The organism is Lichenicola cladoniae (assembly GCF_013201075.1).
Lineage (GTDB): Bacteria > Pseudomonadota > Alphaproteobacteria > Acetobacterales > Acetobacteraceae > Lichenicola > Lichenicola cladoniae.
Genome location: NZ_CP053708.1, coordinates 1643336 through 1658705, shown reverse-complemented (window position 1 = coordinate 1658705; position 15370 = coordinate 1643336). Strand labels below are relative to the sequence as shown.

At 67.2% G+C, this 15370-nt stretch carries 14 protein-coding genes; 6 read left to right on the top strand and 8 right to left on the bottom strand.

Annotation, left to right across the window (positions count from 1 at the left end; genetic code table 11):
• Positions 1-113 precede the first annotated feature (113 nt).
• From HN018_RS07660 to HN018_RS07640, 5 genes are all read left to right on the top strand, one after another.
• Positions 114-908, top strand: coding sequence for a FadR/GntR family transcriptional regulator (locus HN018_RS07660; protein WP_171834928.1), 795 nt, complete (start codon positions 114-116; stop codon positions 906-908).
• A gap of 69 nt (positions 909-977) precedes the next feature.
• Positions 978-1988, top strand: a complete 1011-nt coding sequence (locus HN018_RS07655; RefSeq protein ID WP_239479123.1) for a 2-dehydro-3-deoxygalactonokinase — start codon at positions 978-980, stop codon at positions 1986-1988.
• Entirely contained in the window at positions 1982-2617 is a 636-nt protein-coding gene (locus HN018_RS07650) for a 2-dehydro-3-deoxy-6-phosphogalactonate aldolase (RefSeq protein WP_171834927.1), read from the top strand. The genes HN018_RS07655 and HN018_RS07650 overlap by 7 nt, the downstream gene beginning before the upstream one ends.
• Positions 2614-3543, top strand: a complete 930-nt coding sequence (locus HN018_RS07645; protein ID WP_171834926.1) for a Gfo/Idh/MocA family protein — start codon at positions 2614-2616, stop codon at positions 3541-3543. The genes HN018_RS07650 and HN018_RS07645 overlap by 4 nt, the downstream gene beginning before the upstream one ends.
• Before the next feature lie 197 nt (positions 3544-3740).
• A complete protein-coding gene (locus tag HN018_RS07640; RefSeq protein ID WP_171834925.1) occupies positions 3741-4586 on the top strand; it encodes a substrate-binding domain-containing protein in 846 nt (281 codons plus the stop codon).
• A 154-nt stretch (positions 4587-4740) separates the two neighbouring features.
• On the opposite strand, the gene araH is transcribed toward HN018_RS07640, so the two are convergent.
• The 5 genes from araH to HN018_RS07615 all read right to left on the bottom strand — a co-directional run bounded on the left by araH (position 4741) and on the right by HN018_RS07615 (position 11340).
• The gene (gene araH / locus HN018_RS07635) at positions 4741-5739 is read right to left on the bottom strand and encodes an L-arabinose ABC transporter permease AraH (RefSeq protein WP_171834924.1); all 999 of its coding nucleotides are present in this window, start codon (positions 5737-5739) and stop codon (positions 4741-4743) included.
• A gap of 54 nt (positions 5740-5793) precedes the next feature.
• Positions 5794-7329, bottom strand: a complete 1536-nt coding sequence (gene araG / locus HN018_RS07630) for an L-arabinose ABC transporter ATP-binding protein AraG (protein WP_171834923.1) — start codon at positions 7327-7329, stop codon at positions 5794-5796.
• On the bottom strand, positions 7326-8324 hold the full coding sequence (locus HN018_RS07625) for an arabinose ABC transporter substrate-binding protein (RefSeq protein WP_171834922.1): 999 nt from the start codon (positions 8322-8324) through the stop codon (positions 7326-7328). Before HN018_RS07625 ends, araG begins: the two co-directional genes overlap by 4 nt.
• Before the next feature lie 80 nt (positions 8325-8404).
• Positions 8405-10246: an IlvD/Edd family dehydratase gene (locus tag HN018_RS07620; protein WP_171834921.1), complete on the bottom strand. Its 1842-nt coding sequence runs from the start codon at positions 10244-10246 to the stop codon at positions 8405-8407.
• Between the two features lie 5 nt (positions 10247-10251).
• A complete protein-coding gene (locus HN018_RS07615) occupies positions 10252-11340 on the bottom strand; it encodes an aldose epimerase family protein (protein WP_171834920.1) in 1089 nt (362 codons plus the stop codon).
• A 194-nt stretch (positions 11341-11534) separates the two neighbouring features.
• On the opposite strand from HN018_RS07615, the gene HN018_RS07610 reads away from it, so the two are divergent.
• Positions 11535-12809 (top strand): MFS transporter, encoded by a 1275-nt coding sequence (locus HN018_RS07610; RefSeq protein WP_239479121.1) that lies wholly within the window; start codon positions 11535-11537, stop codon positions 12807-12809.
• A gap of 44 nt (positions 12810-12853) precedes the next feature.
• On the opposite strand, the gene HN018_RS07605 is transcribed toward HN018_RS07610, so the two are convergent.
• From HN018_RS07605 to HN018_RS07595, 3 genes are read right to left on the bottom strand one after another with little or no spacing between them, the layout of a single operon-like run.
• Positions 12854-13216: an FKBP-type peptidyl-prolyl cis-trans isomerase gene (locus HN018_RS07605; protein WP_171834919.1), complete on the bottom strand. Its 363-nt coding sequence runs from the start codon at positions 13214-13216 to the stop codon at positions 12854-12856.
• 53 nt (positions 13217-13269) lie between these two features.
• Positions 13270-14499 (bottom strand): M48 family metallopeptidase, encoded by a 1230-nt coding sequence (locus HN018_RS07600; RefSeq protein ID WP_171834918.1) that lies wholly within the window; start codon positions 14497-14499, stop codon positions 13270-13272.
• Between the two features lie 15 nt (positions 14500-14514).
• Positions 14515-15360, bottom strand: a complete 846-nt coding sequence (locus tag HN018_RS07595) for a hypothetical protein (protein WP_171834917.1) — start codon at positions 15358-15360, stop codon at positions 14515-14517.
• Positions 15361-15370 lie beyond the last annotated feature (10 nt).

The window sequence follows — 15370 nt, the reverse complement described above, 5'->3', positions numbered from 1 at the left end:
AATGCATGCTATTGCAACAGGTCGTCGGGTGTCGGCGCTGGCACCGCCGGCGCTTTGGACCGATGATGGCATGGCCTGCAGCAGGGTGCTCGCGCAAGGGGAAATCGTCGCGGATGGATCGGCCTGAGACGACTTATTCCGGTACCGGCAGACCGGCGCGATACGTAGAAAAGCGGTCCCCGTCGGCGCCGCGCCTGCACGACAACATTGCCCGTGACATCGGCATTCGCATCACCGGCGAGCAGCTGCTGCCCGGCGATCTGCTGTCCGGCGAGATCGATGCCGCCGAGCAGCTTGCCGTGTCACGAACCGCCTATCGCGAGGCGGTACGGATCCTGGCGGCCAAGGGCATGGTCGAGAGCCGCACCAAGACCGGCACCCGGGTCAGCCCGCGCAACCGATGGCACATCCTCGATCCCGAGGTGCTGGGCTGGTTTCTCGAGACCAAGCCGAGCGAGAGTTTCGTGCGTGACCTGTTCGAGGTGCGGCAGATGGTGGAGCCGCATGCAGCCTCGCTGGCAGCACTCAATCATACCCAGCGCGACATCGACGAGATGGGCGACGCACTCGGAACCATGGCGCGGCTCCAGCTCACCACCGAGGAAGGGCGGGCAGCCGATCGCGCCTTCCACCACGTGATCCTGGTCGCCACCGGCAACGAACTGATCGCCGCCCTGTCGAGCAGCGTGGTCACCGCCATCTGGTGGACCACCCTGTTCAAGCAGCGTGCCCAGCGCTACCCCCGGGATCCGCTGCCGGAACATCGCGCCGTGTTCGAGGCGATCCGCCTGCGGGAGCCGGAGAAGGCGCGTGCAGCCATGACCGAGCTGGTGCGCTATGCATTCGACGATATGCAGGCATCACTCTCCGGCCGCAGTGCGCGTCTGTCCCGGCCGGCCGAACGCTGAGCAGGGGAATGCCGGATTGCCTGCCGATTCCGGCGGCGCGGACACGCAACGACCCATGGAGGATCCGAATTGTCAGACAAGACGAACATGGCTGTCGATAGTCCGGGACCGGGTCGCACCGCCCTGCTGGCGCTGGACTGGGGCACGAGTTCGCTGCGGGCCTGGCGGGTTTCGACTGCCGGGCGCGTGCTCGAGGAACGCCACCGCCCCTGGGGTATCCTGCGCCTGCCGGAGGGTGGGTTCCCGGCGGCGTATGCCTCCATCACCGAGGGCTGGCAGGGGCAGCCGGATGCACCGGTGGCCGCCATTGCGTGCGGCATGGTCGGCAGCCGACAGGGCTGGCACGAGGTTCCGTATCTCAGCCTGCCGCTGGACCTGAACCAGCTGGCGGGATCGCTGACCCAGGTCGGCGGGACCGGGCTGCGACTGGTTCCCGGGCTGATCGACGAGACCCGGGACGGACGCCCGGACGTGATGCGCGGCGAGGAGACCGAGGCGGTCGGTGCGCTCGAACGGCTGGACGACACGGCCGGCGAGATCCTGCTGGTGATGCCCGGCACCCACTGCAAGTGGGTCAGGGTCTCCAACGGGGTGATCGCCGGCTTCACCACCTACATGACCGGCGAGTTGTTCGCGATGCTCACCGAGCATTCGATCCTCGGCCGGTCGATCCCGACCACCGCGCCGACGCTGCCGGCGGACGATCCGGCCCGGCGCCGCGCCTTCGATGATGGCGTGCGTGCGGCCGCGTCCGACGGGCTGGCGGGCCGGCTGTTCTCGGTGCGCGCCCTGGTGCTGACCGGCAGGCTCGATGCCGCCCTCATCACGGACTACCTGTCCGGGCTGCTGATCGGCGAGGAACTGACCCGGGCACTGGCCGCCGCACATGCCGGCAGCGCCGAGCCCGGCCGCATCGTGCTGGTCGGCGACCCTGCGATCACCACGCGCTATGCACGGGCATTCGCGACGTTGGGACGAACCATACCGTTGGAACTCGGCGCCGCCTCGGTGCGCGGCCTGTATCGTATCGCCGTGCTGGCCGGACTGGTGTCGGCGACGGCTGGAGACTCCGCATGCTGAAACAGTATCTTTCGCAATCTCCCTATGTCGCGATCCTGCGCGGCATCACCCCGGACGAGATCATCCCGGTGTCGGCCGCCCTGGTTAAGGCCGGGTTCCGTATCATCGAGGTGCCGCTCAACTCGCCGGAGCCGCTCGAAAGCATCAAGCGCCTTTCGGTGGAGTTCGGAAGCACTTGCCTGATCGGCGCGGGTACCGTGACATCAGTGGAAGCCGTGCACGCGGTACATGCGGCCGGTGCCCGCGTCGTGGTGATGCCGCATGGCGACACCGCGGTGATCCGGGCCGCCAAGGCGCTCGACATGGTCTGCACGCCCGGGATCATCACACCGACCGAGGGCTTCGCGGCGCTCGCTGCCGGCGCGGATGCGCTCAAGCTGTTCCCGGCCGACCTGATCACGCCGGACGTGCTGCGCGCGCTTCGCTCGGTATTCCCCAAGGACACGATGTTCCTGCCGGTCGGCGGCATCACGCCGGACAACGTGGCGCCGTATATCGCCGCCGGCGCGGTCGGGTTCGGACTAGGCTCCGGCCTCTACAAGCCGGGCCGCAGTGGGGAGGAGGTCGGGGTGCTTGCCCGCGCCTACGCCGCCGCGTGGGATCGCGCCGTCGCGGGTGCTGCCGCATGAAGACCGGCGAGCCCATCCGGATCGGGATCGTCGGCGCCGGGCAGATCGCCAAGGTGCAGCACATCCCGGCGATCGCCGCATCGGCCGGGTTCAGGCTGACCGCGATCGCCAATCCGGTGCCGGTCGACGTGCCGGACGGCGTCACGCTGTTCCCGTCGATCGACGCGATGATCGAGGCGGGCATCGTCGATGCCGTCTCGATCTGCACGCCGCCGCAGATCCGCTATGGCCTGGCGCGCACCGCGATCGCCGCCGGGCTGCATGTCCTGCTGGAGAAGCCGCCGGCGCAGACCGTGTCGGAAGTCGAGGACCTCGCCACCCGCGCCGCCGCGTCCGGACGAACGCTGTTCGCGGCGTGGCACTCGATGTTCAGCGCGGCGGTGGAGCCGGCACGACGCATCCTGGCCGAGCGCGGCGTGTCGGCGATGCATATCGTGTGGAAAGAGGATTTCGAGAAATTCCATCCCGGCGTCTACTGGTTCTGGCAGCCGGGCGGCATGGGCACGTTCGATTCAGGGGTGAATGCCCTGTCGATCCTGGTCGGCAGCATGCCCGAACCGGTGTTCGTGCGCGGTGCGACATTCCATGTCCGCGACGGTGCCCACACCCCGATCTCCGCCACCCTGCAGCTCGCGACGCCCTCGCATGCCGATGGCTTCTCGGCCGTGCTGGACTGGAACCATGCCGGCGAAGAAACCTGGTCGATCACCTGGACCCTCGGCGACGGTGGTACGCTCGAACTAGAACAGGGCGGTCGCATCCTGCGGCTCGACGGCAGGATGCTGCTGGATGCCGGGGATAACGAGTATCCAGCACTGTATCGGCATTTCGAGACATTGATCGACGAAGGCCGGAGCGACGCCGAGACACGGCCGCTGCAACTGGCCGCCGACGCGTTCAGCCTGGCGCGGATCGAGCGGGTGTGAAGTCTGTCTGGCAAATCACGGGTGAGGTTTTCTGCGCAGTAGATTGCGGCTGACTCGGACGACGACCATGGCCTTCGACCTGTCGATACGGTGTTCGATCTTCAACGAGTGACATCAAGTGGACCATGCTTCCTGATGGATCCATGCCGAGTGCTGGCGACGTCGGCTCTGGAAGGCAGCGGCAGGAGAGAAGCGCAGTGAGCCGTTTCAGATCGATCGTCGGGCGAGCCATGCTCGCGACGGCACTTCTGTTGGGCTGCCAAACCGCAAGCTCGGCACAAACCACCCCTCGGCAACCGCTGCGCATTTATGCTGCCGGCAGCCTGGCAAGCTCCTTTTCCGACCTCCTGACGGCGTTCGGCACGCCGCCTGCGACAGCGGTCCAGGCGACCTATGGACCGGCCGGAGCGCTTCGTGAACGGCTTGAGCATGGCGAGACCGCGGAACTGTTCGCGTCCGCGGACATGGCGCAACCGCGTCGGCTGGCACAGGGCGGCCACAAAGGGTCGGTGGTCATGTTTGCTCGCAACCGCATGTGCGCCATCGGCCGAAGCTCCCTCGGACTGACTCCGGCGAACCTGCTGTCCCGGTTGCTCGATCCGGCGGTGAAGCTTGCGACGTCGACGCCCGGCGCGGATCCAAGCGGCGACTACGCCTGGGCGATCTTCAAGCGAGCGGACGGAGTGCATCCGGGGGCCACAGCCATGCTGGAAGACAAGGCGCAGCAGTTGCTCGGCCATCCTGGCGCACGGGCTTTGGTTCCCGGGCACAGCGCGGCGGAGGGCGTGTTCCTGTCCGGCCGAGCCGATGTGCTGATCGGCTACTGCAGCGGCGCAAGCGTCTTGCGGAATGCGGTGCCTGATCTGGTGGCAGTGCAGTTTCCTCAGCCTCTGGACGTCAGCGCGCCGTATGGGTTGATTGTCCTGTCGGGCAACCCTATCGCCATGCGGTTCGCGCTCTTCATCCTCTCGGACGCAGGCCAGACCATCCTGGCTCAACACGGACTTATCCCGGTGACACTTTCCGGAACCCATAGTCCGTGATGAGTGTCCTGCCGAACCTGTAGCCTTGGCGCGGAGAAACGCCAGGCAGGCCGTTGTGGACCGACGACGCATCCGCGCCCGCCACCACGTTTCGCATCATCGGTCGAAGGCGCGCCGCACGAACTATCGGAAGACGCCCTGACCGAACCGGTTCTTACCGCAGGGTGGACGCCTTACGGCCCGTCTTCCAACGGTCGAACATCACGGCGAGCAGCAGGATGCCGCCGCGGACCAGATACTGGTAGAAGGCCGGCACGTTCAGCAGGCCCATGGCATCCTGCACGCAGCCCATGATGAGCACGCCCACCACGACGCCGGAGATCGTGGCGATACCGCCCGACAGGGAAACGCCGCCGAGCACGCAGGCGGAAATCACCGCGAGCTCAAGCCCGATCGACGTCTTGGGATCGCCGAGACCCATGCGCGAGGTCAGCAGCACGCCGGCCAGTCCGGCCAGAAGTCCCTGCAGGGCAAACACGCCGATCCGCAACCGGGTGACCGGGATACCGGCCAGCCGTGCCGCCTCGACGTTGCCGCCGATCGCCAGCACGTCGCGGCCGAACACGGTGCGGTTGAGCACGAAGCCCAGCACCACGAAGCTCACGAACATGATCCAGACCGGCGTGGTCAGTCCCAGGAAGTTCGCAGAGGACAGGCCGAAGAAAGCCGGCGCCATGATCGGGACCGCGTCGCCGCCGGACGCGATGTAGGCAAGGCCGCGCACCGCTTCCATCGTGGCCAGGGTCGCGATCAGCGAGTTGATGCCGAACGACGCAACCACGACGCCGTTGAACAGCCCGATCATCCCGCCGGCAAGAATGCCGCAGAGGATCCCGAGCGGCGCGCCGAGATAGTTTGCCGCGACCGAGCCGACGACGCCCGCGAAGGCCACGATCGATGCGATCGACAAATCGACCTCGCCCAGCGCCAGGACCAGCATCATGCTCGATGCGATGGTGCCGGTGAGTGTGACCGACAGCAGCAGGCCGGTGATGTTGCCGCGTGACAGGAAGTCGGGAACCAGGGCGGCCAGCCCGATCACCAGCAGGATGAACACGAACACGATGCCCGATTGCTGGACCGCGCGCCTGAGTGCGTTGTTGAGCCGGCCTCGCTCGATGGAAGGCGTCTGGGAGAGGGTCACGGGCTGCATTGGAACTCTCGCTGCTGCGCTGAGGTCGTGTCGACAGGATCGGAAGGACGAGTGCTAGCGTGGCAAAGCCTGGCTGAGCAGACGCTCCGGGGTGATCTCGTCGCGGGAGAAGTTCGCGGTCACGCACCCGTCGGCCATGACGATGACACGGTCGGAGATCGAGCTGACCTCGGACAGGTCGCTGGACACCACGATCACGCCAACACCCTTTTCCGCGAGCCCATACAGGATCTCGTAGATCTGGGCGCGTGCACCGACATCGATCCCGCGGGTCGGCTCGTCGAGCACGAACAACTCGATATCCTCCGACAGCCAGCGACCGAGAATGGCCTTCTGCTGGTTTCCGCCGGACAGGTTGCGGATCGGGGTTGAGCCGTTTCGCGTGCGGATATCGAGGTCGCGGATCGCCTTGGCGGCGTTCAGCTTCTCGCGCGCGAAATTCACGATACCGAATTTCGCATAGCGCCGCCGCACGCTGATATTGATGTTGTCGTCCACCGAGGCGATCGGAAAGATGCCCTCGCGCTTGCGATCCTCGGGGCACATCGCGATGCCGGCGCTGATCGCCCGCCGTGGCGAGCCCATCTTGAGCACCTTGCCCTGCAGCGTGATCTTGCCACCGGTGGCGCGCTCGGTGCCGCAGATCAACCGCATCAGCTCGGTACGGCCGGCGCCGACCAGTCCGAAAAACCCGAGGATCTCGCCCTTCCGGAGCGAGAACGAGATCGGTTCGCGGATGCCCGGACCGGCGATGTTCTCGACCTCGACCAGCACGTCACCAGTTTTCCGTGGCCGGTAGCCATAGACGTCCTCGATCGCGCGGCCGACCATCTCGGTCACCAGCTGATCGGGCGTCACGTCGGCGATGTCCGGATGGCGCGCGACGCAGGCGCCGTCGCGAAACACCGTGACGGCGTCGCACAACTCGAACACTTCGGCCATGCGATGGGTCACGTAGACGATCGCCCTGCCCTCGTCGCGCAACCGGCGCACGATCCGCTTGAGGTTCTCGACCTCGCGCGACGACAGGCTGCTGGTCGGCTCGTCGAACGCGATGATCTGCGCGTTCCGCAGCAGCGCCTTGCCGATCTCGACCATCTGCCGCTGCCCGATCGACAGTCGCCCGACCGGCGTCGACGGATCGATATCCTCGCCGAGATCACGCAGCACTGCCTCGGCACGGATGCGCAACGCTTTCCGGTCGACCAGCCCGCCCCGGCGCGGCAGGTGGCCCAGCATCAGGTTCTCGGCGGCACTCAGGCCGGGTACCAGATGCAGTTCCTGGTAGATGATCGCGATCCCGGCCTCGAGGGCGTCGGATGCACCGCGGAAGGTAAGCTGCTTGCCGGCGACGGTGATCGTTCCGGCCTTCGGCAGGTTCACGCCGCTCAACACCTTGAGCAGCGTGGACTTTCCGGCACCATTCTCGCCCATCAATCCATGAACCGAACCGCGCTCGACAAACAGGTCGACGCCCCGGAGCGCCTTCACTCCGGGAAACTCGACCTCGATGCCGGCGAGGGTCAGGAACGGCTCGGGACCGCGCAGATCGTCGCGTGGTCCCGGATCGACGGCGAGCGCTTCACTCATACGCCGAGCTGCGCCTTGACCTGCTGCCAGTTCGCACGGGTCATCAGCGTGCCGGTGGTCTGGGTGTCGAGCGGCGGCTCCTTGCCGTCACGGATCCAGTCGACGAGGTTGATGGCGCTCTGGCGGCCATGCAGCGCGGAGCTTACCGCGATGGTGCCGAAGAAGCCGGTCGGCTGCGCCTTGCCCAACTCGGCGAACGCCGCTCCGGTGCCGTTGATGCCGACACCGATCACGTCGTCGGCACCGAAATGGAACTGCTCGCTGGCCCGGACGCCGCCGAGCACGGACTCTTCGTTCAGCGCGTAGATGACCCACTTCTTGAAGGTGCCGTGGCGGGCGAACACCGGGCTCGATGCCGTGTTGGCACCTTCGGTGTCGGTGGTGCGCTGCGGCGCGTCGAAGATGTTGGCCTTCAGGAAGCCGTTCTGCACCAGCGTGTCGGTCGCACCGGCAACCCGCTCGCGCGCGGTCGGCAATTCGTTGCTGGTGATGCGGCAGGCTGCCACTTCCTCGGGCTTCCAGCCGCGCTTCTTCATCTCGTCGGCGATCGAGCTGCCGACCTGCTGGCCGATCTTGTAGCCGGACATGCCGAGATGCGGCACCTGGGTCATCGGCTTGCCGCCGGAGACGAACTGGTCGTCGACCGAAACGACCTTCATGCCGGCGCTGGTGGCGCGGGCGAAGATGGCCGGGCCGAGCCGCACGTCGGGCGGGCAGATCACGAAGCCCTTGGCGCCCTGCGCCGACAGGTTGTCGATGGCGCTCATCACGGCGGTACCGTCGGTGCCGGCCATGTTGACCACGATGAAGTCCATCTTGGCGCCTTCCGCGGTGGCGGCGTGCTGCTCGTTGATGAACCAGGCCTGCTCGGGCATCTTGACGATGAAGCCGATCTTGAGTGGTGCGGCGGCAGCGCGGCTGCTGCCGAGGCCGGTCATCGCGGCAACGGCACCGAGCGACGACATCTGAACCAACCGGCGTCTGGTCGTGAACATTTTAACCCTCCAGGTTTATGCGGCTTTGACCGCTTGCGACACGTTCTAATGCGGTTTTTCTTGTCCGACAAATAGTCTTTTCAGTGGTTGTCGCGCGGGATCCCCATGGTCTGGGCAATGCGCTGGTAGGCCACCGCCGGCTCGAGCACCGCACCGGTATCGAGCTGTCCGACCACGCTGCGCTGCAGCTCCTGCCAGGGGGTCTGGCTGGCGGGATAGCTGTAGCCACCGGCCGCATCCAGGGCGGCACGACGTGCCGAGATTTCCTCGTCGGTCAGCAGCATGTCCACGCGTCCCTTGCCGAGATCGACCCGGATCCGGTCGCCGGTGCGTACGAGCGCGAGCGCCCCGCCGGCCGCGGCTTCCGGCGACGCATTCAGGATCGACGGCGAACCGGAGGTACCGGACTGGCGGCCATCGCCGATACAGGCCAGCGCATGCACGCCCTTCTCGATCAGGTAGACCGGGGGCCGCATGTTCACGACCTCGGCCGCGCCCGGATAGCCGATCGGGCCGGCGCCGCGCATCACCAGCACGTCGTGGTCGCCGACATCGAGCGCCGGGTCGTCGATCCGCGCGTGATAATCCTCGGGACCGTCGAACACGATCGCCCGCCCCTCGAACGCATCCAGGTCGGCGGGATTGCTGAGGTAGCGCTCGCGGAATTCCGGCGAGATGACGCTGGTCTTCATGATCGCCGACCGGAACATGTTCCCGGTCAGCACCAGGAAGCCGGCGCGGGTCCGGAGCGGGCGATCGAACGGGCGGATGACCTCTTCGTCCTCGATCCGCACGGTCCGGCAGTTGTCGCCGATCGTGCGGCCGTTGACGGTCATCGCGTCCTCGGCGATCAGCCCCTGGGTCATCAGCTGCGAAATCACCGCCGGCACGCCGCCGGCACGATAGAAATCCTCGCCGAGATATTCGCCGGCCGGCTGCAGGTTCACCAGCAGCGGGATATCCATGCCGAGGCGCTGCCAGGTCTCGATCGGCAGGTCGATGCCGAGATGGCGGGCCAGCGCCGCCAGGTGGATCGGCGCGTTGGTCGAGCCGCCGATCGCCGTGTTCACCCGGATCGCATTCTCGAACGCGGCCCTGGTCATGATCTGCGAGGGCTTCAGGTCCTCGCGCACCATCTCGACGATGCGCCGGCCGGTATGGAACGCGCATTCCTGGCGGTCGCGATACGGCGCCGGGATCGCCGCGGCACCCGGCAGCTGCATGCCGAGCGCCTCGGCGAGCGAATTCATCGTCGTGGCCGTGCCCATGGTGTTGCAGTAGCCGGTCGACGGCGCCGAGCTCGCGACCAGCTTGATGAAGCCGGCCTCGTCGATCTCGCCGGTTGCCAGCATCTCGCGGGCCCGCCACACGATCGTGCCGGAGCCTGTGCGCTGCCCGCGGAACCAGCCATTGAGCATCGGGCCGACCGAGAAGGCGATCGACGGGATGTTCACCGTCGCCGCGGCCATCAGGCAGGCCGGCGTGGTCTTGTCGCAACCGATGGTGAGCACGACGCCATCGATCGGGTAGCCGTAGAGCACTTCGGTGAGGCCGAGATAGGCGAGGTTCCGGTCGAGCCCGGCGGTCGGGCGCTTGCCGGTCTCCTGGATCGGGTGCACCGGGAACTCGATGGCGATGCCGCCCGCTTCCCGGATGCCCTCGCGAAGGCGTTCGGCCAGCACGAGATGATGACGGTTGCACGGCGACAGGTCGGAGCCGGTCTGGGCGATGCCGATGATCGGGCGGTCGGACTGCAGCTCGGAGATCGACAGGCCGAAATTCATGTAGCGCTCGATATAGAGCGCGGTCATGTCCGGGCTATGCGGGTTGTCGAACCAGGCCCGCGAGCGAAGCCGCGCCTTGGCCGGCTGGTTGGTCCCGGGCAATGTCGTGCCCGGCTTGCTGTCCTGATGGTTCGACATAGGCTTCAAATTCCGCTGGTCGTGAAGCGCCAGACCGTTGTGGAACGGAAGGTCTGGCCGGGATCGAGACGCGTGCTCGGGAAATGCGGATGGTTCGGCGAGTCCGGGAAATGCTGGGTCTCGAAGCAGAGGCCGTCGCCCTGGCGGTAGAGCTGCATGCCCTTGCCCAGCGTGGTCCCATCCAGGAAGTTACCCGAATAGAACTGCACCCCCGGTTCGGTGGTCGCGATCTCGAGCACCCGCCCGGATGCCGGATCCTCGACCCGCACGGCGACTTCCGGCTGCGCGGTCACGCCGGCCCGCAGGACGTAGTTGTGGTCGTAGCCGGGTCCGGCTGCGAGCTGCTGGTCGGTTGCGTCGCGGATCCTGGACCCGATCACGGTCGGTGTCCGGAAATCGAACGGCGTGCCCGCGACCGGCAGGACCTCGCCGGTGGGGATCATCGTCCGGTCGACCGGGGTGATGGCATCGGCATCGATCCACAGCACATGGTCCAGCGCCGAACGACCGCTCTCGACGCCCGCCAGGTTGAAGTAGCTGTGGTTGGTCAGGTTCAGCACCGTCGGCCGGTCGGTGGTCGCCTCGTACTCGAGCGTGAGCCCGTCATCGTCGAGCCGGTAGCTGGCCTGGACGGTGAGCGTGCCGGGAAACCCTTCCTCGCCGTCCGGGCTGATCCGCCGGAACACGACGCCGGCCGGCTCGCCGGGCGCGGATAACCGGGCGATCTCCCAGACACGCTTGTCGTAGCCGTTTGCACCGCCATGCAGGGCGTTGGGCCCGTCGCTGGCCGGCACCTGATGCTCGACGCCGTCGAGGGTGAACCGGCCCTTGCCGATCCGGTTGCCGAAACGACCGATGGTCGCGCCGAAGAATTGCGGATCGTCGATATATCCGGAGACGTCGGAACAACCGAGCACGATGTCGGCGACCGTGCCGTCGCGCCCGGGCACCCGCAGCGACTGCACCGTGGCGCCGAGGCTGATCAGCCGCACCGAGACGCCATGGCGATTATGGAGGCTGACCGCCTCGACCGCAGTGCCATCGGCAAGCCGGCCGAAACTCTCGACCTGCGGTGCGGCACCTGTCGTCGTCATGAACCGGTCCTGGTCGTCATCGCATGATCCTTCGCACGGCGGGCGGGCCGGCCGTGCAACCCAAGCGACGGTCCGGGATTACTCAGACAATTAATAGCCTTCTACCCCCCTGGCAAGCAGTCCGCCCCGAGCCGGAACTCCAGCTCCGGCATCCTGTTCAATGACACCGCAATGGCATCGCGACGGGAGATCACGTGCCGGACAGCATCACGCAGGCCTCCGATCATGCATCCGGCCCGGGCGGGGAGCCGGGGGCATTACGGCAGCTGCTGCCCTACTGGCGGGTAACGTTGGCCGCCTTCCTGGGCTGGTTTCTCGACGCGTTCGACCAGGTGGTGCTGCTGCTGGCGCTGCCGGACATCGGCAAGAGCCTTGGCGCGTCGCTGACCGGCATGGGCCTGGTCATCACCGCGCAAAGCATCGGCCGGCTGATCGGCAACACCAGCTGGGGCTGGCTCGCCGATCGCTACGGAAGAAAGCTGACCTTCATGATCGGGGTCATCTGGTTCGCGGTGTTCTCGGGCGTCTCCGGTCTGGCCTGGAGCTACACCGCGATGGTGGTGATCCAGCTGCTGTTCGGGATCGGTTTCGGCGGCGAATGGACCGCATCCGCGTCGCTGCTGATGGAGAGCGTGCCGCCGAAGACCCGGCCGATGGCCTCGGCGATCATGATGTCCGGCTACGAGTTCGGCTTCTTCGCCGCTGCCGGCGCGCAGGCGCTCATCCTGCCGCATTATGGCTGGCGGGTGCTGTTCTTCATCGACATCGTGCCGGCCCTGCTGGCGATCTTCATCCGCATCGGGGTGCCGGAGAGCCCGGTCTGGCTGCGGATGCGCGAAAAGAGCCGGCAGGCGCCCACCGCGGCGCCGCGGCCCAAATTCCGCTTCGGTCCGGCAGCGATCCAGGCGCTGCTGTTCATGCTGTTCCTGCAGTTCCAGAACGCGGCGATCTACAGCTTCTACCCGTCGTTCCTGCGCGACGTTCACGGCTTCACGCCGGCAATGGTGTTCCCGGCGGTCGCCGCCTACTGCCTCGGTTCGATCGTCGGCAAGCCGGTCTGCGGCTGGGCGGCCACCCGATTCGGCGGCCGCATCACGCTGGTGGTGTATCTGGTCCTGACCGTGCTCGACATCGTGCCGTTCCTGTCCGGCGGATCGACCGGGGTGTTGCTGGCCGCTGCCTGCGGCATGGGCTTCTTCGGCAACAGCGTGTTCGCGCTGGTGCCGCATTACCTGTCGCAGCGCTTCAGGTCCGAGAACCGGTCGTTCGGGATGGGGATCAGCTACGCGGTGGCGTCGCTCGGCCAGGGCGTCGCCAGCTTCGTCGTGCCATGGGGAGGCGGCATGATCGGGTTGGCGCGGTCGATCGAGCTGTGCGTCGTCGGCGGATCGGTGCTCGTCGCGCTGGTCGCTGCACGGCAGCCGGCGGTCCTGCCCGGTGCCCACATGGAAGGCGATCCGGAACCCTGAGGCGGATGCACCCGGAGACGATCGCCTCCGGGTGCTTCGTTACTTCAGCCGACGCCGAGCAGCTCGACGTCGAAGATCAGCGTGGCGTTCGGCGGAATGGCACCGCCGGCACCGCGGGCGCCGTAGCCGTGCTCGGGCGCGAGCCGGAGCGTGCGACGACCACCGACGCGCATCGAGGCGACGCCGAGATCCCAGCCGGAAATGACCTGCTGCACGCCCAGCGTGAAGCGGAACGGCGAGCCGCGATCGCGCGAGCTGTCGAACTTCTTGCCCTGCTCGCCATCGTTGTCGAGCCAGCCGGTGTAATGGACGCTGACCGTCTGTCCCTGTGCCGGCTGCGCGCCCTCGCCGACCACGTCGTCGCGATAGCGCAGGCCGGGCTGCAGGGTCTGGAATTCATCTGCCATGGTCGAAACTCCGTGTTTGCGGCCGCGGCATGGTGCCGGGCCGCGACTATGGTTCAGGCAACCAGCCGGGCCACGCGAACCGGCACCGGCGGATGCGTGTCGTGCACCAGCGAGAACAGCCGGTCCGGCGTCAAGGTGCTGGCGTTGTCGCGTGCCAGCCGCGTCAGGGCCGAAATCATCGGCGCCGCGCCGACGGTGCGCCTGGCGAAATCGTCCGCCTGGAACTCGTGCCGGCGCGAAACCACGTTGCCCAGCAGGCCGAGCAGCGGCGATACCGCGCCGGCCAGCAGCACCGCCAGCAACAGCGCCAGCGCGGGATCGGCATGGCGGATCCCGAAGCCCGGGAGCAGCCAGGGCTGGCGTGCCAGCCACCCGACCACCGCCAGCATCACGAACAGGCCGACGATGCCGCGCAGCATGCCGAACAGCGTGTGGTGATGGCGGAAATGGCCGAGCTCATGCGCCACCACCGCCTCGATCTCGTCGGTATCGTGCTTGTCCAGCAGCGTATCGAACAGGACGATGCGCTTGGTCGGGCCGAAGCCGATGAAATAGGCGTTGCCACGACTGGAGCGCTTGGAGGCATCCATCTGGAACAGGCCGCCGGACCGGAAGCCGCATCGCGCGAGCAATCCCTCGATCCGGTCGGCAAGCTCGCCCTGCAGCGGCGTGAACCGGTTGAACAAAGGTGCCACGATGCGGACATGGATGGTCGGCGCCGCGAACATCACCAGCGTCAGCGCCGCCCACACCCAGACCCACCAGTAGCCGCTGAGGTCGCGCATCGCCCACAGGATGCCGGCGACCACCGGGCCGCCGATCAGGGCGGTGAGGCCGAGCGAGGTGAGCGCATCGCGGATGAACAGGCCGGTGCTCTTGCGGTTGAACCCGAACCGCTGCTCCAGCACCAGATCGCGCCAGGCGCCGATCGGCAGGCCGATCAGGCTGCCGCACACCCACAACACGCCGAGGATGAGCAGGCTCCGCAGGATGGACGGCGGCGCCCAAATCGCGGCGAGCCCGGCCACCGCGTCAAATGCCCACAGCAGCCCGACGAGGGACACGGCGAGATCGATCGCGCCGGCGAATTCCCCGAACCGCAGCCGCGCCAGGCTGTAGTCGGCGGCCCTGCGGTGATCCGCGATCGGCACGCTGGCAACGAAGGCGGCCGGCACCGCATCGCGGTGACCACGCACCGAAGCTGCCTGCCGGCGTCCGAGATAGAACTCGAACCCATGCCACGCGATGGTCCAGGCGAGATAGGCCAGTAGCAGGTTCGGCACCGCGGACGCTCCGTCTCAGGTCGGGTCGCGAATGATCGCCGGGGTCAGGTCGGCCTCTGTCAGCGTCCCGGTAAAGCCCTTCTGGATCGGCACCGAGAAGCGCTGGGCCCAGTCCTGGATGCGATGCAGGGCACCCGGCAGATAACCGGGATGATCCGGCAGGTAGACCGAGGTCATCAGCCAGCCATTATCGTCGGAGCTGAAATAGCTCAGCATCAGCATCTGGTCGGGCACGGCGATGTTGCGCTCGCCCAGGCGCGCCATCCCCCGCTGCAGCAATTCGTTGCCGCCCTTGTCTGACACCGCCTGCTTCATGTCGATCGGCAGCAGGCTCCAGCACTGGTGGGTCAGCGGGCTGTCGCCGGGCTCCGCCGTTGTGATGTGGCCGGCGATCCGTTCGGGATCGATGCATGATGGCGGTATCCTCACCGGACCGGCGCTCGCGACCTGCGGCGTCGGCGCAACGCTGACGATCAGGCCCACCAGGTGATTGCCGTCGATACGGTCGAGCACGGTCACCTGTTTAGGTTCGGGGCCGCCGAGCCTCGCCAGCGCGAGTTCGTGCCATGTTCCGGCCGGCAGCGGCAGCAGGCGGCCACTGACCGGAACGATCCCCTGCCGGCCGGCATCCGGCGGCGGCATGTGGATCATGCCGCTGTCGGCCGGAAGCGTCGGCGCCTCGTGCGACGGGGCGCTATAATGGGCAAGATCGGCGGCATTCCCCGCTTCGGGGTGCTTTTGCAGAAACGAAGGCAGATGCGGGACCGCCGGCGGGAACATCGCGGTCAGCGCGGTCAGCGCCACCGCCGTGATCAGGCAGAAACGCCAGGCCGGCGCACGGCGCCATAACCGGCGGATCATGGATTATGTC

What these genes read in the sequence shown, in the direction of transcription:
- HN018_RS07650 (WP_171834927.1), top strand. Translation starts at nt 1,982, where the DNA reads ATGCTGAAACAGTATCTTTCGCAATCTCCCTATGTCGCGATCCTGCGC.
- araH (WP_171834924.1), bottom strand. Translation starts at nt 5,739, where the DNA reads ATGCAGCCCGTGACCCTCTCCCAGACGCCTTCCATCGAGCGAGGCCGG.
- HN018_RS07605 (WP_171834919.1), bottom strand. Translation starts at nt 13,216, where the DNA reads ATGGCAGATGAATTCCAGACCCTGCAGCCCGGCCTGCGCTATCGCGAC.
- HN018_RS07660 (WP_171834928.1), top strand. Translation starts at nt 114, where the DNA reads ATGGATCGGCCTGAGACGACTTATTCCGGTACCGGCAGACCGGCGCGA.
- HN018_RS07615 (WP_171834920.1), bottom strand. Translation starts at nt 11,340, where the DNA reads ATGACGACGACAGGTGCCGCACCGCAGGTCGAGAGTTTCGGCCGGCTT.
- HN018_RS07620 (WP_171834921.1), bottom strand. Translation starts at nt 10,246, where the DNA reads ATGTCGAACCATCAGGACAGCAAGCCGGGCACGACATTGCCCGGGACC.
- HN018_RS07595 (WP_171834917.1), bottom strand. Translation starts at nt 15,360, where the DNA reads ATGATCCGCCGGTTATGGCGCCGTGCGCCGGCCTGGCGTTTCTGCCTG.
- araG (WP_171834923.1), bottom strand. Translation starts at nt 7,329, where the DNA reads ATGAGTGAAGCGCTCGCCGTCGATCCGGGACCACGCGACGATCTGCGC.
- HN018_RS07645 (WP_171834926.1), top strand. Translation starts at nt 2,614, where the DNA reads ATGAAGACCGGCGAGCCCATCCGGATCGGGATCGTCGGCGCCGGGCAG.
- HN018_RS07625 (WP_171834922.1), bottom strand. Translation starts at nt 8,324, where the DNA reads ATGTTCACGACCAGACGCCGGTTGGTTCAGATGTCGTCGCTCGGTGCC.